Annotated in this window: 20 protein-coding genes; 16 read left to right on the top strand and 4 right to left on the bottom strand. The window is 72.6% G+C overall.

The window, feature by feature from the left end; translation table 11 throughout:
* Nucleotides 1-89 precede the first annotated feature (89 nt).
* From PV789_RS27190 to PV789_RS27135, 12 genes are all read left to right on the top strand, one after another.
* Complete coding sequence (locus PV789_RS27190) at nt 90-3,767, top strand: nitrate reductase subunit alpha (RefSeq protein ID WP_274975167.1); 3,678 nt, start codon at nt 90-92, stop codon at nt 3,765-3,767.
* Nucleotides 3,767-5,539, top strand: coding sequence for a nitrate reductase subunit beta (gene narH, locus PV789_RS27185; protein ID WP_274975166.1), 1,773 nt, complete (start codon nt 3,767-3,769; stop codon nt 5,537-5,539). The genes PV789_RS27190 and narH overlap by 1 nt, the downstream gene beginning before the upstream one ends.
* Nucleotides 5,536-6,270: a nitrate reductase molybdenum cofactor assembly chaperone gene (narJ, locus tag PV789_RS27180; protein WP_274975165.1), complete on the top strand. Its 735-nt coding sequence runs from the start codon at nt 5,536-5,538 to the stop codon at nt 6,268-6,270. The genes narH and narJ overlap by 4 nt, the downstream gene beginning before the upstream one ends.
* Nucleotides 6,267-7,019 (top strand): respiratory nitrate reductase subunit gamma, encoded by a 753-nt coding sequence (gene narI / locus PV789_RS27175; protein ID WP_248772534.1) that lies wholly within the window; start codon nt 6,267-6,269, stop codon nt 7,017-7,019. Before narJ ends, narI begins: the two co-directional genes overlap by 4 nt.
* A gap of 243 nt (nt 7,020-7,262) precedes the next feature.
* Nucleotides 7,263-7,550: a GNAT family N-acetyltransferase gene (locus tag PV789_RS27170; RefSeq protein WP_017563820.1), complete on the top strand. Its 288-nt coding sequence runs from the start codon at nt 7,263-7,265 to the stop codon at nt 7,548-7,550.
* A 159-nt stretch (nt 7,551-7,709) separates the two neighbouring features.
* Nucleotides 7,710-9,203: an alanine/glycine:cation symporter family protein gene (locus PV789_RS27165; RefSeq protein WP_274975164.1), complete on the top strand. Its 1,494-nt coding sequence runs from the start codon at nt 7,710-7,712 to the stop codon at nt 9,201-9,203.
* Nucleotides 9,204-9,457: 254 nt separating this feature from the next.
* A complete protein-coding gene (locus PV789_RS27160) occupies nt 9,458-10,057 on the top strand; it encodes a GNAT family N-acetyltransferase (protein WP_274975163.1) in 600 nt (199 codons plus the stop codon).
* Nucleotides 10,058-10,428: 371 nt separating this feature from the next.
* The gene (locus PV789_RS27155; protein ID WP_274975162.1) at nt 10,429-10,644 is read left to right on the top strand and encodes a heavy-metal-associated domain-containing protein; all 216 of its coding nucleotides are present in this window, start codon (nt 10,429-10,431) and stop codon (nt 10,642-10,644) included.
* 179 nt (nt 10,645-10,823) lie between these two features.
* Nucleotides 10,824-13,118: a heavy metal translocating P-type ATPase gene (locus tag PV789_RS27150; protein WP_274975161.1), complete on the top strand. Its 2,295-nt coding sequence runs from the start codon at nt 10,824-10,826 to the stop codon at nt 13,116-13,118.
* A gap of 276 nt (nt 13,119-13,394) precedes the next feature.
* Nucleotides 13,395-14,591, top strand: coding sequence for an RNA-guided endonuclease InsQ/TnpB family protein (locus PV789_RS27145; RefSeq protein WP_274975160.1), 1,197 nt, complete (start codon nt 13,395-13,397; stop codon nt 14,589-14,591).
* Between the two features lie 71 nt (nt 14,592-14,662).
* Nucleotides 14,663-15,118: a hypothetical protein gene (locus tag PV789_RS27140; RefSeq protein ID WP_498048310.1), complete on the top strand. Its 456-nt coding sequence runs from the start codon at nt 14,663-14,665 to the stop codon at nt 15,116-15,118.
* A gap of 332 nt (nt 15,119-15,450) precedes the next feature.
* Complete coding sequence (locus PV789_RS27135; protein ID WP_274975159.1) at nt 15,451-17,154, top strand: serine/threonine-protein kinase; 1,704 nt, start codon at nt 15,451-15,453, stop codon at nt 17,152-17,154.
* Between the two features lie 31 nt (nt 17,155-17,185).
* Here PV789_RS27135 and PV789_RS27130 read toward each other — a convergent pair whose 3' ends face one another.
* The 3 genes from PV789_RS27130 to PV789_RS27120 all read right to left on the bottom strand — a co-directional run bounded on the left by PV789_RS27130 (nt 17,186) and on the right by PV789_RS27120 (nt 20,092).
* Complete coding sequence (locus tag PV789_RS27130; RefSeq protein ID WP_302475373.1) at nt 17,186-18,121, bottom strand: glutaminase; 936 nt, start codon at nt 18,119-18,121, stop codon at nt 17,186-17,188.
* 142 nt (nt 18,122-18,263) lie between these two features.
* Entirely contained in the window at nt 18,264-18,962 is a 699-nt protein-coding gene (locus tag PV789_RS27125) for a response regulator transcription factor (RefSeq protein WP_274975158.1), read from the bottom strand.
* A complete protein-coding gene (locus tag PV789_RS27120) occupies nt 18,941-20,092 on the bottom strand; it encodes a sensor histidine kinase (RefSeq protein ID WP_274975157.1) in 1,152 nt (383 codons plus the stop codon). Before PV789_RS27120 ends, PV789_RS27125 begins: the two co-directional genes overlap by 22 nt.
* A 152-nt stretch (nt 20,093-20,244) precedes the next feature.
* Between PV789_RS27120 and PV789_RS27115 the strand changes: the two genes are divergently transcribed.
* Nucleotides 20,245-20,484 carry a hypothetical protein gene (locus PV789_RS27115; RefSeq protein ID WP_274975156.1) on the top strand — a complete coding sequence of 80 codons (240 nt, stop codon included), beginning with the start codon at nt 20,245-20,247 and terminating at the stop codon, nt 20,482-20,484.
* Between the two features lie 102 nt (nt 20,485-20,586).
* Complete coding sequence (locus tag PV789_RS27110; protein ID WP_274975155.1) at nt 20,587-21,399, top strand: NAD-dependent epimerase/dehydratase family protein; 813 nt, start codon at nt 20,587-20,589, stop codon at nt 21,397-21,399.
* A gap of 207 nt (nt 21,400-21,606) precedes the next feature.
* Here PV789_RS27110 and PV789_RS27105 read toward each other — a convergent pair whose 3' ends face one another.
* Complete coding sequence (locus tag PV789_RS27105) at nt 21,607-22,761, bottom strand: acyl-CoA dehydrogenase family protein (RefSeq protein WP_274975154.1); 1,155 nt, start codon at nt 22,759-22,761, stop codon at nt 21,607-21,609.
* 146 nt (nt 22,762-22,907) lie between these two features.
* On the opposite strand from PV789_RS27105, the gene PV789_RS27100 reads away from it, so the two are divergent.
* On the top strand, nt 22,908-23,657 hold the full coding sequence (locus PV789_RS27100; RefSeq protein ID WP_274975153.1) for a TetR/AcrR family transcriptional regulator: 750 nt from the start codon (nt 22,908-22,910) through the stop codon (nt 23,655-23,657).
* 104 nt (nt 23,658-23,761) lie between these two features.
* Nucleotides 23,762-25,387, top strand: a complete 1,626-nt coding sequence (locus PV789_RS27095) for a peptide chain release factor 3 (protein ID WP_274975152.1) — start codon at nt 23,762-23,764, stop codon at nt 25,385-25,387.
* The last annotated feature ends 510 nt before the right edge of the window (nt 25,388-25,897 follow it).

Raw genomic sequence — 25,897 nt, 5'->3', positions numbered from 1 at the left:
GAGAAGGCATATTTGTTGGCGGAATGCAGTGGGTTATGGCCCGGCGTCCCCGCTGGGGGCCAAGGAACGGTAAACGGGGTGTTGTCCGTATGGCGGCGGAAAGCAAAAAAGGCGGCGCGGGGAACGCCCTTCTGGCGCTGGGCAACCACCTCACCCGCTCCGAGCCGCTGGACGGCGACCGCGCCCAGGTCAGGAAGGGCGGACGCCAGGGCGACTCCTTCTACCGCGACCGGTGGAGCCACGACCGCGTGGTCCGTTCCACGCACGGCGTGAACTGCACGGGTTCGTGTTCCTGGGACGTCTACGTCAAGGACGGAATCATCACCTGGGAAACGCAGGCCACCGACTACCCCTCGGTCGGCCCGGACCGCCCCGAATACGAACCGCGCGGATGTCCGCGCGGCGCCGCCTTCTCCTGGTACACCTATTCGCCCACCCGCGTCCGTTATCCCTACGCGCGCGGCGTCCTCGTGCGGATGTACCGCGAGGCGCGCGCCCGTCTGGGCGACCCGGTGGCGGCCTGGGAGGAGATCACCGCCGACCCCGACAGGCGCGCCCGCTACCAGCGGGCCCGGGGCAAGGGCGGGCTGGTCCGGATCACCTGGGACGAGGCCCTGGAGATCGCCGCCGCCGCGCACGTGCTCACCATCCGAAGGTACGGACCGGACCGCGTCGCCGGGTTCTCGCCGATCCCCGCGATGTCGATGGTCTCCCACGGCGTGGGCGCGCGCTTCGTGAACCTGCTCGGCGGCTCCATGCTGTCCTTCTACGACTGGTACGCCGACCTGCCCGTGGCCTCGCCGCAGGTGTTCGGCGACCAGACCGACGTCCCCGAGTCCGGCGACTGGTGGGACGCCGCCTACCTGGTGCTGTGGGGCTCCAACGTCCCCGTCACCCGCACCCCCGACGCCCACTGGATGGCCGAGGCCCGCTACCGGGGCCAGAAGGTGGTGGTCGTCTCCCCGGACTACAGCGACGCCACCAAGTTCGCCGACGAGTGGCTGGCGCCCCACCCGGGCACGGACGGGGCCCTGGCGATGGCCATGGGGCACGTGATCCTCAAGGAGCGGTTCGTCGACCGCACCACGCCGCGCTTCGACGACTACGTGCGCCGCTACACCGACCTGCCGTTCCTGGTGGCCCTGGACAGCCGCGACGGCCGCCTCGTCCCCGGCAAGTTCCTCACCGCCGCCGACCTGGGGGACACGGGGGAGAACGCCGAGTGGAAGCCGGTGTTCTGGCCGGAGGGCGAGGACGCCCCCGTCGCGCCCAACGGCACCGTCGGCCACCGCTGGGGCGAGGCCGGGGCCGGGCGGTGGAACCTGGACCTGGAGGGACGCGTCCCCGCCCTCACCCTCTACGCGGAGGGCGGGGAGGCCGCCGAGGTCGCCCTGAACCGCTTCGACACCCCCGGCGGCACGGCCGGGGTCCTCACCCGCGGCGTTCCGGTCCGCAGGGTCGGCGGACGCCTCGTCACCACCGTCTTCGACCTGGTCCTGGCCCACTACGGGGTGCACCGGCACGACCTGCCCGGCACCTGGCCCACCGGCTACGACGACCCCGCCGAGCCCTGCACGCCCGCCTGGCAGGCCGAACTCACCGGGGTCCCCGCCGACCGGGCCGCCCGCATCGCCCGCGAGTTCGCCGCCACCGCGGAGGAGTCCGGCGGCCGGGCCATGATCATCCTCGGCGCGGGCACCAACCAGTGGTTCCACGGTGAGAACGCCTACCGCGCCTTCCTGTCCCTGCTACTGCTCACCGGCTGCCAGGGCGTCAACGGCGGCGGCTGGGCCCACTACGTCGGCCAGGAGAAGTGCCGCACCTCCTCCGGGTGGGCCGCGTTCGCCTCCGCCGCGGACTGGACCCGGCCGCAGCGCTTCATGGCCGGGACCTCCTACTGGTACCTGCACACCGACCAGTGGCGCTACGACACCTACCGCGCCGACGCCCTCGCCTCGCCGCTCGGCCCGGGACGGGTGCGCGGCCAGCACACCGCCGACCTGGTCGCCGCCTCGGCCCGCATGGGGTGGATGCCCTCCTACCCGACCTTCGACCGCAACCCGATCGACCTGGGACGCGAGGCGCGCGAGCGCGGGCAGGACCCCGCGGAGTACGTCGCCGACCAGCTCCACAGCGGTGACCTGCGCTTCGCCGCCGAGGACCCCGACGCCCCCGCCAACTGGCCCCGGGTCCTCACCGTGTGGCGGTCCAACCTGTTCGGCTCCTCGGCCAAGGGCAACGAGTACTTCCTCAAGCACCTGCTCGGCACCCGCTCCAACCTGATGGCCGAGCCCGCCGGGCCCGCGGACCGGCCCGCCGACGTCACCTGGCGCGAGGAGCTCCCCGAGGGCAAGCTCGACCTGCTGCTGTCCATCGACTTCCGGATGACGAGCACGACCCTGCTGTCCGACATCGTGCTGCCCGCCGCGACCTGGTACGAGAAGCACGACCTGTCCACCACGGACATGCACCCCTACGTGCACTCGTTCAACCCGGCCATCGACCCGCCCTGGGAGACCCGCACCGACTTCGACGCCTTCCACGCCCTGGCGAAGGCGTTCAGCGCGCTGGCCGCCGACCACCTGGACGAGGTCACCGACCTGGTGGCCGTACCCCACCAGCACGACACCCCCGGCGAGCTGGCCCAGCCGCACGGCGTCCCGCCGGACTGGAAGGCGGACGGCGCGCGGCCCGTCCCCGGCCGGACCATGCCCGCCGTCGTGGCCGTGCGCCGCAACTACTCCGAGGTCGCGCAGAAGCTGGCCGCCCTGGGGCCGCTGGCCGAGTCCCGCGGGCTGCCGGTCAAGGGCGTGTCCTTCACCCCGGACCAGGAGGTGGAGTGGCTGCGCCAGCGCAACGGCGCCGTCCGGGGCGGGGTAGCCGACGGCCGCCCGTCCCTGGACACCGACGTCAAGGCCTGCGAGATGATCCTGGCGCTGTCCGGCACCAGCAACGGCCGCCTGGCCGCGCAGGGCTTCCGCCTCCTGTCCGAGCGCACCGGCACCGACATGGACGAGCTGATCCACCAGGCCGCCGAGCGCCGGGTGGTCTTCTCCGACGCGAGCCGGGGTCCCACGACGGTGGGCTCCAGCCCGGAGTGGTCGGGCAAGGAGGCCCCCGACCGCCGGTACTCGCCGTTCACCATCAACGTCGAGCACGACAAGCCCTGGCACACCCTCACCGGCCGCCAGCACTTCTACCTCGACCACGACTGGATGCACGAGTTCGGCGAGGCCCTGCCCGTCTACCGGCCGCCGCTCGACATCAGCCGCCTGTTCGGCGAGCCCCGGCTCGGCCCGACCGGCCAGCGCGAGGTGGTCGTGCGCTACCTGACCCCGCACTCCAAGTGGTCGATCCACTCCGAGTACCAGGACAACCTGCTGCTCCAGACCCTCTCCCGGGGCGGTCCCACGATCTGGATGAGCCCCGCCGACGCCGAGGCGATCGGCGCCGCCGACAACGACTGGGTGGAGGCGGTCAACCGCAACGGCGTGGTGGTGGCGCGGCTGGTGGTCTCGCACCGGATGCCCGCCGGAACCGTGTACATGTACCACGTCCAGGAGCGCACCATCGACGTGCCCAAGTCCGAGACCACCGGCAGGCGCGGCGGCATCCACAACTCGCTCACGCGCCTGCTGGTCAAGCCCACCCACCTCATCGGCGGCTACGCGCAGCTCTCCTACGCCTTCAACTACCTCGGCCCGACCGGCAACCAGCGCGACGAGGTCACCGTCGTGCGCAAGCGGACCACGGAGGTGCGTTACTGATGGCACAGGCCCACGGCGGCGGGGGCGGGACCGGCGGCTCCGGAGGGGAGCGGCCGGTCGGCAGGGTCATGGCGCAGGTCGCCATGGTGATGAACCTGGACAAGTGCATCGGCTGCCACACGTGCTCGGTCACCTGCAAGCAGGCCTGGACCAACCGCAGCGGCGTCGAGTACGTGTGGTTCAACAACGTCGAGACGCGGCCCGGTCAGGGCTACCCGCGCACCTACCAGGACCAGGAGCGCTGGAAGGGGGGCTGGGTCCTCGACGCCAGGGGGAGGCTCAAGCCACGCGCGGGCGGGCGGCTCAAGCGGCTGGCCACCATCTTCGCCAACCCGGTCATGCCCTCCCTCCAAGACTACTACGAGCCCTGGACCTACGACTACGAGACTTTGACCAACGCGCCCCTGGGCGACGACTTCCCGGTGGCCGAGCCCCGGTCGGCGCTCACCGGCGAACCCATGAAGGTCAGCTGGAGCGCCAACTGGGACGACGACCTCGGCGGCGGGCCCGAGCTGACCCGGCGGGACCCGATCGTGCGCAGGCTCGGCGACAAGGTGCGGTTCTCCTTCGAGGAGACCTTCATGTTCTACCTGCCGCGCATCTGCGAGCACTGCCTCAACCCGTCGTGCGTGGCCGCCTGCCCCAGCGGAGCCCTGTACAAGCGGGTCGAGGACGGCATCGTCCTGGTGGACCAGGACCGCTGCCGGGGCTGGCGCATGTGCGTCACCGGCTGCCCGTACAAGAAGGTCTACTTCAACCACAAGACGGGCAAGGCCGAGAAGTGCACGTTCTGCTACCCGCGGGTCGAGGTGGGCATGCCCACCGTCTGCTCCGAGACGTGCGTGGGGCGGCTGCGCTACCTGGGAGTGGTCCTCTACGACGCCGACCGGGTCCGCGAGGCGGCGTCGGTGGCGGACGAGAGGGACCTGTACCGCGCCCAGCTCGACGTGTTCCTCGACCCCTCCGACCCGGCCGTGCGCGCCGCGGCCCGGCGCGACGGCATCCCCGACCGCTGGGTGGAGTCGGCCGTCCGCTCCCCGGTCTACGCGCTGGCCAAGCGCTTCCGGGTGGCGCTGCCGCTGCACCCGGAGTACCGCACGATGCCGATGGTCTGGTACATCCCGCCGCTGTCGCCGGTGGTGGACGCGCTCTCCTCCACCGGGCACGACGGCGAGGATTCCGACAACCTCTTCGCCGCCATCGACACCCTGCGCATCCCGGTGGAGTACCTGGCCGAGCTGTTCACCGCGGGCGACACCGGCCCCGTGGACCTGGTCCTGCGGCGGCTCGCGGCCATGCGCTCCCACATGCGCCGGATCAACCTGGGCCGGGAGCGCGACGACTCCATCGCCGCCTCCGTCGGGATGACCGGCACCGAGATCGAGGACATGTACCGGCTCCTGGCCCTGGCCAAGTACGACGAGCGCTACGTCATCCCCACCGCCTACGGGGTGGACGAGGCCGACCGCGGGGTCATCGACGAGATCGGGTGCAGCCTCGACTTCGAGGGCGGGCCGGGCATGGGCGGCATGGGCGGGGGCGTGCCCTTCGGCGAGGCCTCCGGGCAGCCCCAGTCGGCGACCGTGGAGAACTTCCACGCCCTGCGCACCCGCCAGACCAGCGACTCCCAGGCGGACACGAGCGGCCGGGTCAACCTCCTCAACTGGGACGGTAACGGCCGCCCCGCAGGGCTCTTCCCACCCCGACGGGGTGGTGACGACGACGACGGCGGCGGCGGTGAGGCCGCGCCGCCGAGGAGGGGGAGAGGATGAGCACCACCGCTGACGCCGAGGGAGCGGGCGGGACGGTACGGAGCGGCACCGGGTGGCTGGGGGAGGCGCGCGCCATTCGCAGGGCGCACCGCGTGGCGGTCACCCACCAGGCCGCCTCGGTCCTGCTCGGCTATCCCGACCAGGCCTTCTTCGAACGCCTGCCGCTGGTGGCCCGCGCGGTCGCGGAGCTGCCGAGGGGAGGGGTGCGCGCGGCGCTCCAGGAGTTCTGCGACCACGCCTCCACCGTCTCCGAGCTGGAGCTGTGCGAGCACTACGTGGACGTGTTCGACCTGCGCAGGCGCCGGACCCTGCACATGACCTACTACACCGACGGCGACACCCGCCGCAGGGGGCACGCCCTGGCCGAGGTCAAGCGCGTCTACGCCGGGGCCGGGTGGCGGGTGGAGAACCGCGAGCTGCCCGACCACCTGGCGGTGGTCCTGGAGTTCGCGGCCCGGGGGGACGCGCGCGCGGGCGAGGCCCTGCTGCTGCGCTTCCGGCCGGGCCTGGACCTGATGGCCCGGACCCTGCACGACCACGGCACGCCCTACGCGCGGATCGTGGACGCGGTCCGCATGACCCTGCCCGCCCAGGAGCGCGGGGACCTGGAGGCCGTGCGCAGGCTCGCGGCCCAGGGGCCGCCCGCCGAGGACGTGGGCCTGGAACCGTACGGGGTGCGGGCGCCGCTGCCGCGGACCGAGGCCCCCGGGTACGACCGGGAGGAGCGGTGAACGGGTACGGCGCGCTCGACCTGCTGCTGTGGGGCGTCCTGCCCTACGCGGTCCTCGTCCTCGTGGTGGGCGGCCTCGTCTGGCGGTACCGGTACGACCGGTTCGGCTGGACGACCCGCTCGTCGGAGCTGTACGAGTCCAGGCTGCTGCGCATCGGCAGCCCGCTGTTCCACATCGGTCTGCTCCTGGTGATCGGCGGCCACGCGGTCGGGCTGCTCGTGCCCGAGGGCTGGACCCGGGCGGTCGGGGTGTCCGACACCGTCTACCACGTCACCGCGCTGTCGCTCGGGCTCGTGGCGGGGGTGTGCACGCTCGGCGGGATCGCCCTGCTGATCTGGCGCCGCCGCACGACGGGGCCGGTGTTCAGCGCCACCACGCGCAACGACAAGCTCATGTACCTGGTGCTGGTCCTGGCCATCGTCACCGGGCTGGGCATGACCGCCTACTTCGCCGGGGTCGAGGTGGCGGGCGGGCACACCCAGGACTACCGGCGGACGGTGTCGCCGTGGTTCCGCTCCATCTGGGTGCTCCAGCCCGACGTCGCGGCGATGTCCGCCGCCGAGGCCCCGTACAAGCTGCACGCCCTCGTCGGCCTGGGGCTGTTCGCGCTGCTGCCCTTCACCCGCCTGGTGCACGCGTTCAGCGCGCCGATCGGCTACCTCTTCCGTCCCTACGTCGTCTACCGCACGCGGGACCGGTACCCGACCGCGGCGGGACAGGCGGAGCGGCCCGCCCGCCGGGGCTGGTGACCCGGCCGCCCGCGCGGTCCGGTTTTCCGTGCGGTCCGGCCTCCCGGGCCTCCCGTCCGGCCCGTCTGTGCGGCCGGGGCGGTCCGGGAGGTCCGGGCGGCCGGCGGCTCGGGAGGTCCGCGGCCCGCCCCGGTCACGGACGGTGACCACTCGACCGGGGTGTGCGCGACGGTTATGTGTGGGAACGTGGTCATTGGCCCGCGCACACCGCGTGCGCGAACACGGGGAGTGGGAGAGAGTGCCATGGACCTGACGGTCGTCGACGTTCCGGAACGCTCGCGCTACGAGGTGAGCGCGGACGGGGCGGTGGTGGGGTTCTCCGCCTACCACCTGATCGACAAGGGCGTGTACGCCCTGCCGCACGTGGAGGTCGACCCCTCCTTCGAGGGCAAGGGTGTGGCGAGCCGCCTCATGCGCGACTCCCTGGACCACATCCGGTCCCGGGGGCTCAAGATCGTGCCGATCTGCCCGTTCGCGCAGGCCTACCTCAAGAAGAACCCGTCCTACGCGGACCTGGTCCACGAGGGCTGAGCCGGCGGCTGCGCGCGGGGCCTCCGGGCGGCTCCGCCGACCGGGGTCGGATAACGGGGACATCACCATCCGGGCACGGCGTGTTCCGGATGGTGATTACGCGTACTTCACGGGTATGTGGGAGCGGTTGTCCTTCTCCGGAGCAAAGGAGCCCCGCCCGTGTTAGTCGCAGACGCGGCACCCACCCTCGACGCGCGCCTCACCGACGCCATCGCGACGTTCAACAACGACTTCTTCTGGGCCTGGATCCTGATCCCGCTGCTCGTGGTGGTGAGCGTCTACCTCACCATCCGGACGGGAGCCGTCCAGTTCCGGATGCTCCCGGAGATGTTCCGGGTGCTCAAGAGCAAGCCCGAGACCGCTCCCGACGGGGGCATGGCCGTCTCCTCGCTCCAGGCGTTCATGATCTCGGCCGCGGCCCGCATCGGCACGGGCAACATCGTCGGCGTGGCCGTCGCCATCTCCCTGGGCGGCCCGGGCGCCGTCTTCTGGATGTGGGCGATGGCGCTCGTGGTGTGCGCGGCCAGCTTCGTCGAGTCCACCCTGGCCCAGCTCTACAAGGTCAGGGACTCCACCGGCTACCGGGGCGGACCGGCCTACTACATGGAGAAGGGCCTGGGCCAGCGCTGGATGGGCGTGCTCTTCGCCGTCGTCCTCATCCTGACCTTCCCGATGGTCTTCAACGCCGTGCAGAGCAACACCATCGCCGGGGCCGTCACCAACTCCGCCCAGAACATGAACGTGGACGCGGGCCTGGGGCTGTCGGCAGCGGTCGGGGTCGTGCTCGTCGCGGTCACCGCGATGGTGATCTTCGGCGGCGTGCGCAGGATCGCGCAGACCGCCCAGGCGCTGATCCCGGCCTTCGCGCTGATCTACCTGATCATGGGCATCATCATCGTGGGGATGAACTTCGAGCGCATCCCCGGGATGTTCACGCTCATCTTCGAGCACGCCTTCGGCATCCGCGAGTTCGCCGCCGCCGGTCTGGGCACGGTGATCATCCAGGGCGTGCGCCGGGGCATGTTCTCCAACGAGGCGGGCCTGGGCTCCGCCCCCAACGCCGCGGCCAGCGCCGCCGTCAGCCACCCCGCCAAGCAGGGCCTGGTGCAGACCCTCGGCGTCTACTTCGACACCCTCGTGGTCTGCTCCATCACGGCCTTCATCATCCTCATCGGCTACGAGGGCGGCTCCGAGCGCGAGCTGGAGGGCGACCTCACCCAGATCGCGGTCACCGAGGCGCTGGGGCCCTGGGCGCTGCACCTGATGACGCTGATCATCCTCCTGGTCGCGTTCACGTCGGTGCTGGGCAACTACTACTACGGCGAGTCGAACCTGGAGTACCTGACCGCCGACCGGCGCGTCATGCTCGGCTACAAGATCGTCTTCCTCGTGGCCAGCTTCCTCGGCTCGCTGGGCTCGATCGACCTGGTCTGGACGCTGGCGGACACGACCATGGGCATGATGGCGCTGATCAACCTCGTGGCCATCACACCGCTGGCCGCGATCGCGGCACGGGTGCTCAAGGACTACAACGACCAGCGGCGCCAGGGTATCGACCCCGTGTTCACGCGGGACCGGCTGCCCGACCTGCGCGGCGTGGAGTGCTGGGAGCCCAGGGAGAGGGAGGCGGCGGCCGAGTCCGACCGGGTCTGACGGCCGCGGGACGGGGCCCGCGCCGCACCGGGGCCCCGGGCCGTCCCGCGCTCCGGCCGGGTCCTGATCCGTCCGCGGGTGGGGCGGGGGAGTACGCATCCCCCGCCCCACCGGCGTCTTCAAGGGGTCATTCGATGACAGAACCCACCAGGTAAGGCTTTTCAGTGCATCTGTGTTCTTTCGGTCACGGCGAATAATCGCTAGTGTGCTGGATCACAGTTGTGGCGGCCCGTGTGTCTCGTCGAGGGAGTCCGATGTCCATCGTCTCAATCGAGCCCGCCACCGCCGAGCGGTGGGAAGACCTGGAGAACCTGTTCGGACCGACCGGAGCCTACGGGCACTGCTGGTGCACCTTCTTCCGGAGGCGGGCCAAGGACCACACGGCGAGCACCTCCTGCGACCGCTCCCAGCGCGGTGTGGACAACAAGGAGGAGCTGCGGCGCCTGACCCTGGACGGGCGGGTGCCCGGCCTGCTCGCCTACGACGGGGACGGCCCCTGCGGGTGGGTGTCCGTGGCCCCCCGGGAGGACTTCATCCGGTTGTCCCGGTCGCGGTCCCTGCGCCCGGCCGATCCCCGCGAGCCCGGCGTGTGGTCGCTGGTCTGCTTCTGGCTCCCGCCCCGTCGGCGCAGACGCGGCCTGGGCAGCCGCCTGCTGGACGGGGCGATCGAGTACGCCCGGGCCAACGGCGCCCGCGTCCTGGAGGCCTACCCGGTGGACACCGCCGGAGGGCGTGCGCCCAGCGCCGAGGTCTACACGGGAACGGTGGAGATGTTCCGGCGGTCCGGGTTCACGCTGAACAACCACCACGCGAGCGAACGCGTGGTCGCCCGCCTGGAACTCAAAACCGAGTAGTCCCCGCCCCCTCTTTCCCCTTTTCCTGATCCATCCCCCCGTCCCCCCGACCCCCGTCCCCCTTCCAGCTTCCGGCCGCCCCGCCGCGCGAAGTCCGGTGCACCCGCCGCCCCGCTCTCCGGTCCGAACACGGGCCGCCCCCGGAGGGCGGGGGGAGGGCATCCGGACCGCCCGCCGGGGCGCCGAACGCCTCCCCGGTCCCCGTGGCCGCCGCCCGAGGTCCTCGCACGTCACGTGCGGGGGCCTTCGTCGTTTCCCGGGCGGCGCGCTCGGCGGACATTTGACAGCGCCATACCCCCAAGGGGTATGTTGAGTGCATCGGAGGCCGGTCCCAGGAGGGCCGGTACAGCACACATGCCCCAGGAGGCGAAATGGCTGCCACCAGCACCGCTGTTTACACCGTTGACGGCATGAGCTGCGGACACTGCGTCAACTCCGTCACCGAGGAGGTCGGCGGGGTCGCGGGGGTCACCGACGTCGAGGTCGACCTCGACAGCAAGAAGGTGACCGTCACCAGCGACGGCCCGGTCGACGACGCGTCGGTCCGCGCCGCCATCGACGAGGCCGGGTACGAGGTGCGCGGCTGACGCGCACACCGGGCCCCGCGGTCCGGACGGGAACGGCGCACCGCCGACCCCGGCCCGCGGGGGGAGTTCCGGCGCACGGGCGGGACGCCCGCCCGCGCCGGGCTCCGGGGTCGTCCGGCACCGGAGCGCAGGACCGTCCACGAGAGCACGGGGACGTCACGGAGGACCGAGGAAGAGCTATGAGCAGCAGCGCAGCCGCGGCGGGCCGGGCCGACACCGCACCGGTCGAACTGGACATCGGCGGCATGACCTGTGCCGCCTGCGCCAACCGGGTCGAGAAACGGCTCAACAAGCTCGACGGGGTCACCGCCACCGTCAACTTCGCCACCGAGAGGGCCCGCGTCTCCTTCGACGGCGCGCCCACCCCGGTGGAGGACCTCGTCGCCCAGGTCGAGAAGGCGGGCTACACCGCCACCGTCCCCAGGGCCGAACCCGAGGCGGCCGAGGACGCCGCGGAACCCGCCGACCCCGCCCGCGCGCTGCGCGACCGGGTGATCGTCAGCGCGGTCCTGTCGGTGCCGGTCGTCGCGATGGCGATGATCCCCGCCCTGCAGTTCACCTACTGGCAGTGGGCCTCGCTGACCCTGGCGGCGCCCGTCGTCGTCTGGGGCGCGCTGCCCTTCCACGTCGCCGCCTGGAAGAACCTCAGGCTGGGCAGCGCCACCATGGACACGCTGGTCTCCCTCGGGGTGTCGGCGGCGTTCCTGTGGTCGCTGTACGCGCTCTTCCTCGGGACCGCGGGCATGGCGGGGATGACCCACCCCTTCGAGTTCACCGTCGCCCGCGGCGACGGGTCGGCCAACATCTACCTGGAGGTGGCCGCCGGGGTCACCACCTTCATCCTCCTCGGCAAGTACTTCGAGGCCCGCTCCAAGAGGCGCGCGGGCGCCGCCCTGCGCGCCCTGCTCGAACTCGGGGTCAGGGAGGCCACCGTCCTGCGCGGTGCGGACTCCCGCCAGGAGTCGGTGCCCGTGGACCGGCTCGTCGTCGGCGACCGCTTCCTCGTCAGGCCGGGGGAGAAGGTGGCCACCGACGGCGTGGTGGAGGAGGGCACCTCCGCCGTGGACATGAGCATGCTCACCGGCGAGTCGGTGCCGGTGGAGGTCGCGCCCGGCGACTCCGTGGTCGGCGCTACCGTCAACGCGGGCGGGCGCCTCGTCGTGCGCGCCACCCGGGTCGGCTCGGACACCCAGCTCGCCCAGATGGCGCGCCTGGTGGAGGAGGCCCAGAACGGCAAGGCCGAGGTCCAGCGCCTGGCCGACCGCGTCTCCGGGGTCTTCGTCCCGATCGCCATCCTCGTCGCGCTCGCCACGCTCGTCGTCTGGCTCGTGCTGGGGGCGTCCGCCCCGACCGCCTTCACCGCCGCGGTCGCGGTGCTCATCATCGCCTGCCCGTGCGCCCTGGGCCTGGCCACGCCCATGGCCCTGATGGTGGGCACCGGGCGCGGCGCCCAGCTGGGCATCCTCATCAAGGGTCCTGAGGTGCTGGAGGACACCCGGCGCGTGGACACGGTCGTGCTGGACAAGACCGGCACCGTCACCACCGGCCGGATGACCCTGACCGGAGTGTCCACCGCCGAGGGCGAGGACGAGGAGGAGGTCCTGCGCTTGGCCGGGGCCCTGGAGAACGCCTCCGAGCACCCCATCGCGCGGGCGATCGCCGCCGGGGCCGCCGACCGCGTGGGCGCGCTCCCGTCCCCCGGGGACTTCGCCAACGCCGAGGGCCTGGGCGTCCGCGGTACCGTCGGGGGCCGCGCCGTGGCCGTCGGCCGGGTCGCGCTGCTGGAGGAGGACGGCGCCGTCCTGCCCGAGCGGCTGGCCGCCGCCCTCGCCGACGCCGAGGCGCAGGGACGCACCGCCGTCGCGGTGGGCTGGGAGGGCCGCGTCCGGGGCGTGCTGGTGGTGGCCGACACGGTCAAGCCCACCAGCGCCGAGGCCGTCCGCAGGTTCCGCGAGCTGGGCCTCACCCCGATCCTGCTCACCGGGGACAACCGGGCGGTGGCCCGTGCGGTGGCCGACCAGGTCGGCATCGACGAGGTGATCGCCGAGGTCCTGCCCCGCGACAAGGTCGAGGTCGTGCAGCGGCTGCAGGGCGAGGGGCGCACGGTGGCGATGGTCGGCGACGGGGTCAACGACGCCGCCGCCCTGGCCCAGGCGGACCTGGGGCTGGCGATGGGCACGGGGACGGACGTGGCCATCGAGGCCAGCGACCTGACCCTGGTGCGCGGCGACCTGCGCGCCGCCGCCGACGCCATCCGCCTCTCCCGCAGGACCCTCAGCACCATCAAGGGCAACCTGTTCTGGGCCTTCGCCTACAACGCCGCCGCGATCCCGCTGGCGGCGGCGGGGCTGCTCAACCCCATGATCGCCGGAGCGGCCATGGCCTTCTCCAGCGTCTTCGTCGTCAGCAACAGCCAGCGGCTGCGCCGGTTCCGCCCGCTGGCGCGGGACGGGGCCGCCGACCGGGCCTCCTGACCGGCCCCTCCGGGACGGCACGGTCCCGCCCTCCGACCTCTCCCTGGCCGAGGTCCTCGACCGCGTGCTGTGGCGGGACCCGCCGATCACCAACTTCCCCGTCCTCTACCTCTCTTTCGCGAGAGTGCTACCGGCTTCAGTCGGTGGGTGAAAGGCCCGTCACGAAACGTCACACCCTCGCGCTAAGGTCGACCCAGACCAGGCAGGAGGTGACACATCAAGCGCGAACGCGGCCACAAGACCCGCCTCTACCCCACCAAGGACCAACTCTCGGGGTTGGAAACCCAGGGCCACGCCGCCCGCGCCCTGTGGAACCTGCTCCACTCCTGGTGGACCATGTCCTCCGAAAACCGGCGAGTGTCCCTGGCTGACGCTGATGCGGCTATTCGTCAGGCCCGTAAGGACCTGCCCTGGCTGGCGGCCCTTCCCGCGCAAGCAGCACAGCAAGTCCTGAAGACCTACTTCCGGGCGTGGCAGAACTGCTGGGCGGGCCGGGCAGGCCCGCCCGTCTTCAAGGCCCGGCTGCGTTCACGGATGTGCGTGGACGTCCCCCAAGGCCGGGACTTGAACATCAAACGTGTGGCCCGTAAGTGGGGAATCGTGCAGATCCCCAAGGTCGGTGTGGTCCGGTTTAGGTGGACCAAGGACTTGCCTGTGGGCAAGCGCGCCGGTGCCGCGAACAAGGTCACTGGGGCGCGGTTGGTGTGGGAGGCCCACGGCTGGCACGTGGTGCTACGGGTGCGCACCGAGGTCAAGGAGCCCGCGCCTCATATCGGCCCGGGGGTGGGGATCGATCGGGGTGTGGCCAAGCCGCTCGCCCTGTCCGATGGGACGTTCCGTGAGCACGGGCCGTGGCTGTCCCCAGGTGAGGCCGAACGTTTGCGCCGGTTGGAGTGCACAGCCGCACGTCAACGGCGGCAGCGCACACCCGGACAGTCGTCTTCGAACCGGCTGCGGCGCACCTATGACCAGATCGCCCGGGTGCGCGCGAAAGCCAAGCGCCGTGCCCTGGACTGGCAGCACCGGGTCACGCACGCCCTGGCTGAGGAGTTCGGTGTGGTGGGGGTCGAGGACCTGCACATCGCCGGGATGGTTCGCGCGGCCCGGGGGACGGTGGAGGCCCCGGGCACCAACGTGGCACAGAAGTCCGGGTTGAACCGTGCCATCGCCGGTCAGGCGTGGGGACGTACGGTCACGTTGTTGGAGTACAAGCTCGCCGACCGGGGCGGGCACCTGGTGCGGGTGCCCGCCCCGTACACCTCGCGGCGCTGCTCGGCATGCCAGGCCATCACCGAGGGCAGCCGCGAGTCGCGGGACCGGTTCGTGTGCAAGGCACCGGGGTGCGGGTATGCGGCGCACGCCGACATCAACGCCGCGTGCAATGTGGAGTATCTGACCAGGCTGGAAGCGCCCCAGGACATTGTGGGTGCCAGGACGTGGAGCCCTCGCCGTCAGGCGGGCTGTGAAGCGTAGACCACCAGCGGCGGACGGGTTCTGTTAGCTGGATTCTCCCGCTTTCAAACGGGAGAGGATGTCAACCGCGCGTGGACGTGCCCCTCGACGACGGCCGGGTGATCGGGGCCGGGTCCCCCGTGCTGATGGCCCCCGCCGCCGCGAACCACTTCTTCGCCCTGGAGAACGCCGAGCGGATGGAGGAGACCGCCAACCGGGCGCACGTGGCCTGGGGTGCGGGGCCGCACCGGTGTCCCGCCATCGAGGAGGCGACCACCGTCGTCGCCGTCGCGGTGCGCGTCCTGCTCACCCGCCTGCCCGGGCTGCGCCCGGCCGTCCCGCCCGACCAGCTGCGCTGGCGGCTGTCGGCCCTGTCCTGGTCCCCCGTCCGGCTCCCCGTCGAGTTCACCCCGCGGGAGCCCCCGCCCCGCGGGCCCGAGGAGGCCGCGCCGCCCCCGCCCGCCGACGGGCCCGGGCCGGGGAGGCGGGCGTCCGGCGGCCCGTCGTCCCCGCCGAACTTCCTGGCACGGCTGCTGCGCGGGTCCTGAGGCCGCCCCCGCACACCCGTGTCGGCCGGAGCCCCGGGGAGGCTGCGACGGCCGACGCCGCCCCCCGCGCGCGCCCGTGCGGCGCGGTCCGGGCGGACACGCCCGGTGATCCCCGTCCCGCCGGTCCGGCGCCGCGCGGCTCCTCCGGCGGAATCCGCCCATGTCAGGGGCGTGCGCCCGGACACCCCCCGCGCGGGGAAGGCACATGACACCGTGGCGGGGAGCGCCAACAGTGGCCGGGGGATCCTAGACTCGCTAACGCCCAGGGGCTCCTCCTCCGCCGTGCCCCGTACTCCCCACACCGCCCCTCCCCACAGAGGAACAGCGCCTTCATGAACAGTTCCGAAGCCGACCCCCGTCGCCTCCTGGTCAACCGGTACCGTCTGGACGAGGTCATCGGCTCCGGCGGCATGGGGCGGGTCTGGCAGGGCACCGACACCCTCCTGGACCGGCCGGTCGCCGTCAAGGAGCTGACCACGCCGCCGAACCTGCCCCCGCACGAGGTCGAGGTGCTGCGCACCCGCATGCTGCGCGAGGCGCGCAGCGCCGCGCAGCTCAGCCACCCGGCCATCATCACGGTGTTCGACGTGGCCGAGGAGGACGGCCGTCCGTGGATCGTCATGGAGCTGGTCCGCGGCCCCTCCCTGGGCGACATCGTCCGCGACGAGGGCGCGCTGCCGGTCCGGCGGGCCGCCGGGATCGGCGAGCAGATGGCGGCGGGGCTGGCCGAGGCGCACGCCCGCGGCATCGTGCACCGCGACATCAAGCCGGGCAACGTGCTCATCGCGGGCAACGACCGCGCGGTCCTGACCGACTTCGGCATCGCCCACCTGGACGGCTCCACCCACCTGACCAGCACCGGGCTGCTGATCGGCTCCCCGAGCTACCTGGCCCCGGAGGTCGCGCACGGCTACTCGGCCACCCCGGCCTCGGACATGTGGGCCCTGGGCGTCACCCTCTACCAGGCGGTCGAGGGCACCCTGCCCTTCGAACGGCCGACCCCGATGGCGACGCTGACCGCCATCGTCACCCAGGACCTGCCCGAGCCGGTCAACGCCGGTCCGCTGCGCCCGGTCCTGGAGGCCCTGTGCGAGAAGCGCCCGGAGGACCGGCCGTCGGTCGGTGAGGTGCGCGCCCTGCTGCGCGAGATCCGGGACGCGGACGACACCCCCGAGGCGGTCGCCCCCACGATGGTCACCACCGTGCCCACGCCGGAGCCGGAGGAGGTGGCCGAGGCGGCCGTCCGCGCCGAACCGCCGGTTCCGGGCCCGGCCCCCGGCCCGGCCGCCCCCCGACGTGAGGCACGCCCCGGTTCCGTCCGGCGGACGCTGCTGGTCGCCGCCGCCGTGTTCGTGCTCCTCGTCGCGGGCGCCACCACCAGCCTCCTGGTGAGCATGAACCGTTCGGGCGGGGCCGACACCGGACTGGTCGACGGCTCGGGCCAGGAGGCCGCCGCCGACCCCGGTACGGAGGAGCCGGCGCCCCCCGCCGAGGAGAGCGCGTCCGCGGCCGAGGAGACGCCGCGGGAGTCCGCGGAGCCCTCGGACGGGGAGTCGGAGGAGGAGCGGGACGAGGACGGCCTGGAGGAGGCCTGGGGGCCCCTCACCCGCCACGAGGACTCCAGCGGCTTCTCCGTGGACGTCCCCGAGGGCTGGAACGTCGAGCGCGAGGGCCACATGGTCTACTTCCGCAACCCCGACGGCGGCTACCTGCTGGTGGACCAGACCGACAACCCCAACCCCGACGCCGGGGACGACTGGCGCGAGTTCGAGCCCGTCGGCAGCGGCAACTTCAGCGGCTACGAACTGATCGGCATCGAGGACGTCGAGGCCGACTGGACCGAGGACTACGTCAGCGCCGCCGACTGGGAGTTCACCTTCGGCAACGGCGACATGCACGCCATCAACCGCGGCTTCCACACCGAGGACATCGGCTACGCCCTGTTCCTGGTGGCCGACAACGACCACCCCGAGCAGAACCGTGCGCTGCTGGACCACATGTCCCGCGGCTTCGAACCGGCAGACGGGGACGACTGAGCGGTCAGAGCGGTCAGAGCGGTCAGAGTGGTCAGAACACCGAGCAGTTGGTGATGTCGGTGAAGGCCTCCAGGGCCAGCGCCGCCGTCACCGAGTTGCCCTTGGCGTCCAGACCGGGCCCCCACGCCGCCACCGAGCAGCGCCCCGGCACGATCGCGAGGATGCCGCCGCCCACCCCGCTCTTGCAGGGCAGGCCGACGCGGTAGGCGAACTCGCCCGCGGCGTCGTAGGTGCCGCAGGTGAGCATCACCGCCATGACGCGGCGCGCGTCGGAGCGGCTGAGCAGCTGGGAGCCGTCCGCACGCCTGCCGTGGCGCGCCAGCAGCAGCCCCACCCGGGCCAGCTCCTCGCAGCTGACGGTGATCGCGCACTGCCGGAAGTAGTGGTCCAGCACATCGGGCACCGGGTTGTGCATGTTGCCGAAGCTCGACATGAGGTAGGCCAGCGCCCGGTTGCGGTCGCCGTGCTCGTCCTCCGAGCGCGCCACCAGGTTGTCCGTGTGCAGGTCGGGGTCGCCGGTCTCCGCGCACAGCAGCTCCCCCAGCGCGCCGACGGCGTCCCCGGTGTCGGTCAGCAGCTGGTCGGTGACGATGAGCGCGCCCGGATTGATCATGGGGTTGCGGGGCACGCCGCTCTCGAACTCCAGCTGGTACAGGGAGTTGAAGGAGTTGCCCGAGGGTTCCCGGTTGACCCGTTTCCACACGCTGTCCCCGGACCTGCTCATCACCAGCGCCAGGGTGAACACCTTGGTGATGCTCTGCATGGAGAAGCGCGTCCGGGAGTGGTCGCCGACGCTGTACAGGTCGCCGTCCACCGTGGCCACGGCGAACCCGAACTCGTCCGGGTCCACGTTGGCCAGTTCGGGGATGTAGTCGGCGACCCGGCCCTCGCCGATGTGCGACCGCACCCTCTCCATGACGGCGTCGAGCACTTCTCCGTAGTCGCCGTGGTCGCCGCAGTCGCTCACCTCGGCCTCCGCCCCCTTCCGTGTCGGTGTCCCTCCACCTCCGGCTACCCAGGACGGGCCCGGACATGGCACGGGACGGCCCCGGAGGGGGCGGAAGGGGCGGGGAGCGGGCGCCGGACGGCCGGGGAGGCGGCGGGGAGGGTCAGCCCCTCCCGTCCAGGAGCTGGGCGTCGTGCACCAGCAGCGCCACCTGGACGCGGTTGTTGAGCCCGAGCTTGGTGAGGATGCTCGACACGTGCGTCTTGACGGTCGGCACGCTCAGGAACAGGGCCGAGGCGATGTCGGCGTTGGACCGGCCCCCGCCGACCGCCACGGCCACCTCCAGCTCCCGGCCGTTGAGCGCCGAGAGCCGCTCGCGCGCACGCAGGGCCCGCTCGCCGCGGTCGCTGGCGCCCACCCGCTCGACCAGCCGCCGCGTCACCGCCGGGGAGAGCACCGACATGCCCCGGGACACCTGGCGCACCGACTCCACGATCTCCGCCGGAGGGGTGTCCTTGAGCAGGAACCCCGCCGCGCCCGCCCGCAGCGCGCGCAGCACGTGCTCGTCGGCGTCGAAGGTGGTCAGCACCAGCACCTCCGGCGGGTTCTCCAGGGCCCGCAGCCGCTCGGTGGCGGTCAGCCCGTCCACCGTCGGCATCCGGATGTCCATCAGGACCACGTCGGGGGAGTGGCGCGCCACCAGGTCGACCACCGCGCTGCCGTCCTCGGCCTCGGCCAGCACCCGGATGTCGGGCGCGCCGCCCATCATCATCACCAGGCCGACCCGGACCAGCGCGTCGTCATCGACGAGCACGACCCCGATCTCCCGCTCCGTCTCGCTCATGTGGGCCACGGTAGCCATGCCGCCAGCCGCCAGCCACCCCGGCCGTCCGGACCGTGCTCCAGCCGCCCCGAGGCCAGGGACACCCGCTCGGCGAGCCCGACCAGGCCCTGGCCGTCGCCGTCCCCGCCCGAGGCCGCGCGGGGGGAGGGGTCGTTGCCCACCTCCACCAGCAGGCCGTCCCCCGGGGCTCCCCGGACCAGCACGCGCGTGGTGGCGCCCGGCGCGTGCTTGCGCACGTTCGTCAGCCCCTCCTGGACGATCCGGTAGGCGGTGCGCCCGGTGCGCTCGGGGACCGTCCCGGCGCACTCCTGCACGAACTCCACCCTGGTCCCGGCCTCGTCGGCCTCCTCCACCAGCTGCCGCAGGTCGGCCATGGTCGGCTGCGGCAGCTCCCCGACGGGCGCGCGCAGCACGCCGATCACCTCCCGCAGGTCCTGGAGGGCCTGGTGGGCGCTCTCGCGGATCACCTTCGCCGACCGGGCCACCTCCTCGGCGGGGGCGTCGGGCCGGTACTCCAGGGCGCCCGCGTGCACGCTCAGCAGGGACAGCCGGTGCCCGAGCACGTCGTGGATCTCGCGGGCCATGGCCTCGCGGACCTGGTGCTGGGCGTGCTCGGCGCGCAGCTGCGCCTCCGTCTCGGCGTGCACGGCCCGGTCGCGCAGCGACTCCACCAGCTCGCGCCGGTGCTGGACGGTGAGCCCCCAGCCGGTCACGGCGCCTTGGAGGGCGGCCCCCAGCAGGAGGATCACCAGGAACGGGGCGTGCGGGTCGGGCCACAGCGCGGCGTGCACCAGCGAGGCGCCCACGCTCAGCCCGTACACCGCCAGGCTGGTGCGGGGCGGACGGCGCACGGCCAGGGAGAACAGGGCGATGAGCATCGCGCCCGAGGCCAGCCCGGAGACGGCGGAGTACAGGACGAGCACGACGGCGATCTGGACCGGCCAGCGCCGCCGCCACCACAGCGCCAGGCAGGCCAGCAGGGCGAGGGCCGCGTCGGCGGCCTGGAGCCACACGGGCAGGACCGGTTCCCGGACGGGCAGGTGGGGGAACTCGGCGGCGTTCATCAGCACGGAGAGGAGGGCGATCAGGAAGATGGAGGAGTCCACGATCCAGTCGCGCGCGCCGCACCGCCCGTCCACAGCGTTCATCGCAGTGCAGTCTACGTTCGGGGCCGCACCCGGAGGGCGGGAGCGGGCGGGGCGCGGGCCGCGCGCCCTCGGCCGTTCGGCCGACCCGCCCGGGCGGGGACTGGACGGTCGGCCGATGCGCCGCGCGCGCCCCGGTGTCTAGCGTCGGAGGCATGCGCAAGGTCATCCAGGGCGTCGGCGTCCTGCTCGTCCTCGTCGGCGTCAGCGGCGCCGTCGACCACCTCTGGTACCAGCCGTTCCTGGGTGTGGTCCTCAACTCGTTCAACCGCTTCGTCGTGCCCAACGTGGCGGCCTTCGAGGGCTACGAGCTGCTCGCCAACCTGTGCGTGGCCGCCGCCGGCGCCGCCCTGGTCCTGGGGATGGAGGCGCTGCGGCCGCGGAGCCGCGCCTGAGGACGGGACAGGTCCGCGCGGGTCCGCGCCGGGTCCGCCGCGCCGGGCCCGGCGCGGCGAGGACGGTTCGTGTCCGGTCCGCGCGTCGGTACCTTGTAACCGATGAGCACTCTGGTCACCGGAGCCACCGGAATGGTGGGCCGCCGCGTCCTCACCCAGCTGAGGAGCCGCGGCCTGCCCGCGACGGGCGCGTCCCGCACCTCGAAGACCCGCCTGGACTGGACCGACACCTCTAACTGGGACGAGATCCTCGACGGCGTCAAGAACGTCTTCGTGGTGACGCCGGTCGGGAGCGCGCTGGGCAACCGGGTCGCCGGGTTCCTGGAGAGGGCCGCCGCGGCCGGGGCCGCCAACGCCGTGGTCCTGACCGCCATGGGCAGCGAGTACGCGCCGTCGGACTCCGACCAGCGCGCCGCCGAGCTGCGGGCCAGGGACCTGTTCGGCCGGTGGACCGTGCTGCGGTCCAACTGGCTCTTCCAGGACTTCACCGAGGGGATGTTCGCCGGTCTGGCGCGCTCGCGCAACGGCCGCCTCGAACTGCCGGTCAAGAAGAGGACCGAGGTCAGCTTCGTGGACGCCCGCGACGTGGCCGACGCCGCCGTCTCGGCGCTGCTGGACGACCACAGCGGCAGGGAGTACACGCTCACGGGCCCGCAGCCGCTCACCTTCCGCGAGGTGGTCAAGCAGACCCGGGGCACCGAGAGCCCGGTGTGGCGGTTCAAGGCCGTCGACGAGGCGGGCTTCTACTTCCGCGCCGCGGACCGGGGGTGGAACGACCGCTTCATCGACACCCTCAACGAGCGCTTCGCCGCCGCGGTCCGGGGCAGGGCGGCCGAGGTCACCGAGGACGTCCGTGCGGCGCTCGGCCGCGACCCCATCCCGCTGGGCCGCTTCGTCCGCGAGGCCACGCTCTGACCCGCCGCCTCTGGGAGCGGGCCCCTCACGCGGCCCCCGGCCGCGCCCGCCGGGCGGTCGGACGGGGGTTCGCGGACTCCCGGCGGAACACGGACGGGACGGCCCGCCTCCGGAGGGCACGGCGCACCACATGAGAGGACCCCGCTCCACAGCTCGCGTCTCCGCGGAGACCGGTCGTGAGCGGGGTCTTTCTGTGTTCTCGGGCCGCTACTTGAGGAGCTGGCGGGCCATCACCATGCGCTGGATCTGGTTCGTGCCCTCGTAGATCTGGGTGATCTTGGCGTCGCGCATCATGCGCTCCAGGGGGAAGTCCTTCACGTAGCCCGCGCCACCCAGCAGCTGCACGGCGTCGGTGGTGATCTCCATGGCGGCGTCGGAGGCGAAGCACTTGGCGGCGGCGCCGTAGAACGGCAGGTCGTCGTCGCCGCGCTCGGACTTGGCGGCGGCCACGTAGACCATCTGCCGCGCGGTCTCCAGCTTCATCGCCATGTCGGCGAGCATGAACTGCACGCCCTGGAAGTCGGCGATGTGCTTGCCGAACTGCTTGCGCTCCTTGACGTAGGCCACCGCCTGGTCCAGCGCGCCCTGCGCGATGCCGACGGCCTGCGCGCCGATGGTGACGCGCGTGTGGTCCAGGGTGCGCAGCGCGATCTTGAGGCCCTCGCCCGGGGCGCCGACGATGCGGTCGCCGGGGACACGCACGTTGTCGAAGAACAGCTCGCGGGTCGGGGAGCCCTTGATGCCGAGCTTGCGCTCGGGCTCGCCCAGGGTGAAGCCCTCGTCGTCGGCGTGCAGCACGAAGGCGGAGACGTTGCGGCCGCGCGCGCCCTCGGGGTCGGTCACCGCCAGCACCGTGTAGTACTTGCTGACCCCGGCGTTGGTGATCCAGGACTTCTGGCCGTTGAGGACCCAGCCGTCCCCGTCGGCGACGGCCTGGGTGCGCATGCTCGCGGTGTCGGAACCGGCCTCGCGCTCGGACAGGCCGTAGGAGAACATCGCCCCGCCGCTGGCCACCTCGGGCAGGTAGCGCCGCTTGACCTCCTCGGAGGCGCCCAGGATCAGCGGCATGGTGCCGAGCTTGTTGACGGCGGGGATGAGGGAGGAGGAGGCGCACACGCGGGCGACCTCCTCGATGACGATGCAGGTGGCCAGGGCGTCGGCGCCCACGCCGTCGTACTCCTCGGCGATGTGCGGGGCGTGGAAGTCCGTGGCCACCAGCGCGTCGAGGGCGTCCTGGGGGAAGGCGCTCCTCTCGTCGACCTCCGCCGCGTGCGGGGCGATCTTGTCCTCGGCGACGGAGCGTACGGCCTCGCGCAGCTCCTCGTGCTCCTCGGTGGTCCTGAACAGGTCGAAGTCGCTCATCTGCATTCCTCCCCTGGCGGCGGTCCCGGGCGATGGCACCGCGTGCCATTCCTTGGCATTCAGTGCCAGGATAGGGGGCGGAAGGGATGAAGTACACAGATGGGGGCGCACAGCCTTCCAGACAACGGACGAAGGGGGCGCGGCCCATGGAGAACCAGGGCGGCCGGGGCGGTCAGACGCGCGCGGACACCCGTGCCGTGGTGCTGGCCGCGGTGCGGCTGTTCACCGAGGACGGCTTCGAGGCCACGACGATGGACCAGATCGCCGCCGCCACGGGCGTGAGCCGACGCAGTCTGTTCCGCCGCTTCGGCTCGAAGGAGGACATCCTCTTCGCCGAGCACGACGAGCTGTTCGCCACGGTCGAGGGCTTCCTGGAGGCCTCCCCGGACGACCCGCTGACGTCGGTCCTCTCCGCCACCCGGCTGGTGCTCCAGGGCTACCTGGGCGATCCGGAGATCACCGTGCCCCGCTACCGCCTGGTCCGCGCCCACGCACGCCTGCGCGACCGCGAGGTGGCGATGACCGCCCGCTACCAGGCCGCCTTCAGCCGCTATCTGGCGCGGCGCGGGGGAGGCGGTGACCGCTCGCTGGCCGCCGGGGTGGTGGCCGCGTCGCTGATCGCGGCGCACAACCACGTCCTGCGCGGGTGGCTGCGCGGCCCGGAGCAGGACGTCCGCGAGGTGTGGGCGCGCTTCGACGAGGCCATGGAGTTCGTCCGCCAGGCCGCCGAGCCGATGCTGCGCACCGCGCCGGAGCCGCGGCGCGACCGGGTGCTCGTGGCGGTCTACCCCGGCGGCACCGGTCGTGAGGAGCTGCTCCGCCTTGTCTCCGAGGCCGTCCGGCAGTCCGAGGGGTCCGGGGAACCGGAGGGAGCCGAGGGGCCCGCGAGGGCGTAGGGGATCGAGGGGCCCGGGCCCGCGCGGTCGGGGCGGCGCTCGGACGAGCGTAGGCTGGTGGGCCGGGAAACGGGTAGTCACACGAGGCGGATCGGACAGCGGAGATGAGCGTGGACACGGCGGGCGCCACCAAGCAGGAGTCTGAGGTAGTACGCGAGGCCTCCCGGCGGCGGACGTTCGCGGTGATCTCCCACCCCGACGCCGGCAAGTCCACCCTGACCGAGGCCCTGGCGCTGCACGCGGCCGCGATCTCCTCGGCCGGAGCCGTGCACGGCAAGGGCGACCGCAAGGGCGTGACCTCGGACTGGATGGAGATGGAGCAGGACCGCGGCATCTCCATCACCTCCGCCGCGCTGCGCATCGACTACGACGACCGGGTGCTCAACCTGGTGGACACCCCCGGCCACGCCGACTTCTCCGAGGACACCTACCGGGTGCTGTCCGCGGTGGACTGCGCGATCATGCTGCTGGACTCGGCCAAGGGCCTTGAGCCGCAGACCCTCAAGCTCTTCGACGTGTGCCGGGCCCGCAAGATGCCGGTCATCACCTTCGTCAACAAGTGGGACCGTCCCGGCCGCGAGCCCCTGGAGCTGCTGGACGAGATCGAGCAGCGCATCGGGCTGCGCCCCACCCCGATGAACTGGCCGGTGGGCATCGCCGGGGACTTCCGCGGCCTCATCGACCGCCGCGAGGGCGTCTACACCAAGATGTCGCGCACCCCGGGCGGGGCCCACAAGGCCATCGAGGAGGTCCTGGACCCCGAACGCGCCGCCGAGGTGGAGGCCGACGCCTGGACCCAGGCCCAGGAGGAGATCGAGCTGCTGGAGGCGCTGGGCGCCGACTTCGACGCCGAGTCCTTCCTGGCGGGGGAGTCCTCCCCGGTGCTCTTCGGCGCCGCCCTGCCCAACTTCGGGGTCGGCCAGCTGCTGGAGGCCGTGGTGGGCCTGGCCCCGGCCCCCGGGCCCAAGGAGGACGACCGCGAGCGCCCGCGCCCCGTGGCCGACCCGTTCTCGGGCCAGGTGTTCAAGATGCAGGCCAACATGGACAAGAACCACCGGGACCGGATGGCCTTCGTGCGCATCAGCTCGGGCCGCTTCGACCGCGGCATGGTGCTCACCCACGCGCCCACGGGCCGTCCGTTCGCCACCAAGTACACCCAGGCGGTGTTCGGCTCCGACCGCACCACCATCGAGACGGCCTACCCCGGCGACGTGATCGCGCTGGTCAACGCCCAGGCGCTGGCGGTGGGGGACACCCTCTACGACGGCCCCAAGGTGGCCTACCCTCCGATCCCCAGCTTCGCCCCCGAGCACTTCGTGGTGGCGCGGGCCAAGGACGCGAGCAAGTACAAGCAGTTCCAGCGCGGCATCGCCCAGATGGACGCCGAGGGCGTGGTGCAGGTGCTGTCCTCGGACGTGCGCGGTGAGCAGGCGCCGGTGCTGGCGGCGGTGGGTCCCCTGCAGTTCGACGTGGTCAGGCACCGCATGGAGCACGAGTTCCGGGCCCCGATCGAGGCCTCGCCGCTGGACTACTCCGTGGCGCGGCGCACCGACGCCGAGTCGGCGCCCGCCCTGCACACGCTGTCGGGCGCCGAGGTGCTGCGGCGGCGGGGCGACGGCGAGCTGCTGGTGCTGGTGCACAACAAGTGGCGTCTGCGGGTGATCGAGCGCGACCACCCGACGCTGTTCATGGAGCCGCTGCTGGCCGGAGGCGTCGACGAGGGCGAGTGAGGCTCCGGGGGCGGGTCCCCCGGCCCCGCCACGGCCCGGACCGGTGCCCTCCGTCCGGGCGGCCGCCCTTTAGGCAAAGCACGCCCGAGCCGTTTACCCGGGGTGAATGGCGGTTACCCGCTGTCGATAGCGGGGTCCGGTTCCCGGGAAATTGGGCGCTCCGCGGAACGCCTCCCGGCGGGCGTCCCGGAGGTGTGGCGCAGCGGTGCGTCCGCCGGGGTGTGAACTCCCGTGGCGCACGCACAGTCCGTTGCCACGACGGGCCCGGTTCGCCGCGGCCGACGGGGCCGCCGTGATCCCCGAGGCCCAGGCAGAGGCCAAGATCACCAGCTGGCGGGCACCCCGCCTCAGGCCCCGTGAACAGCGCGAAGGTACCCTGAGGGTAGGCCACTAGGGCGTGTTCGGACACCCGGCCGCACCCGGCTTCGTTCGGCTCTGTCCACTTCTGTGAAGGACGGGCCGAAGGGAGAGGGTCCGGGCGGATACCGGACCGCCCAGGGGACCGGTACA

Origin of the sequence: Nocardiopsis camelliae (assembly GCF_028993595.1) — a bacterium.
In the GTDB taxonomy this organism is placed as follows: Bacteria; Actinomycetota; Actinomycetes; order Streptosporangiales; family Streptosporangiaceae; genus Nocardiopsis; species Nocardiopsis dassonvillei.
This window is presented reverse-complemented; position numbering and strand designations above follow the sequence as displayed.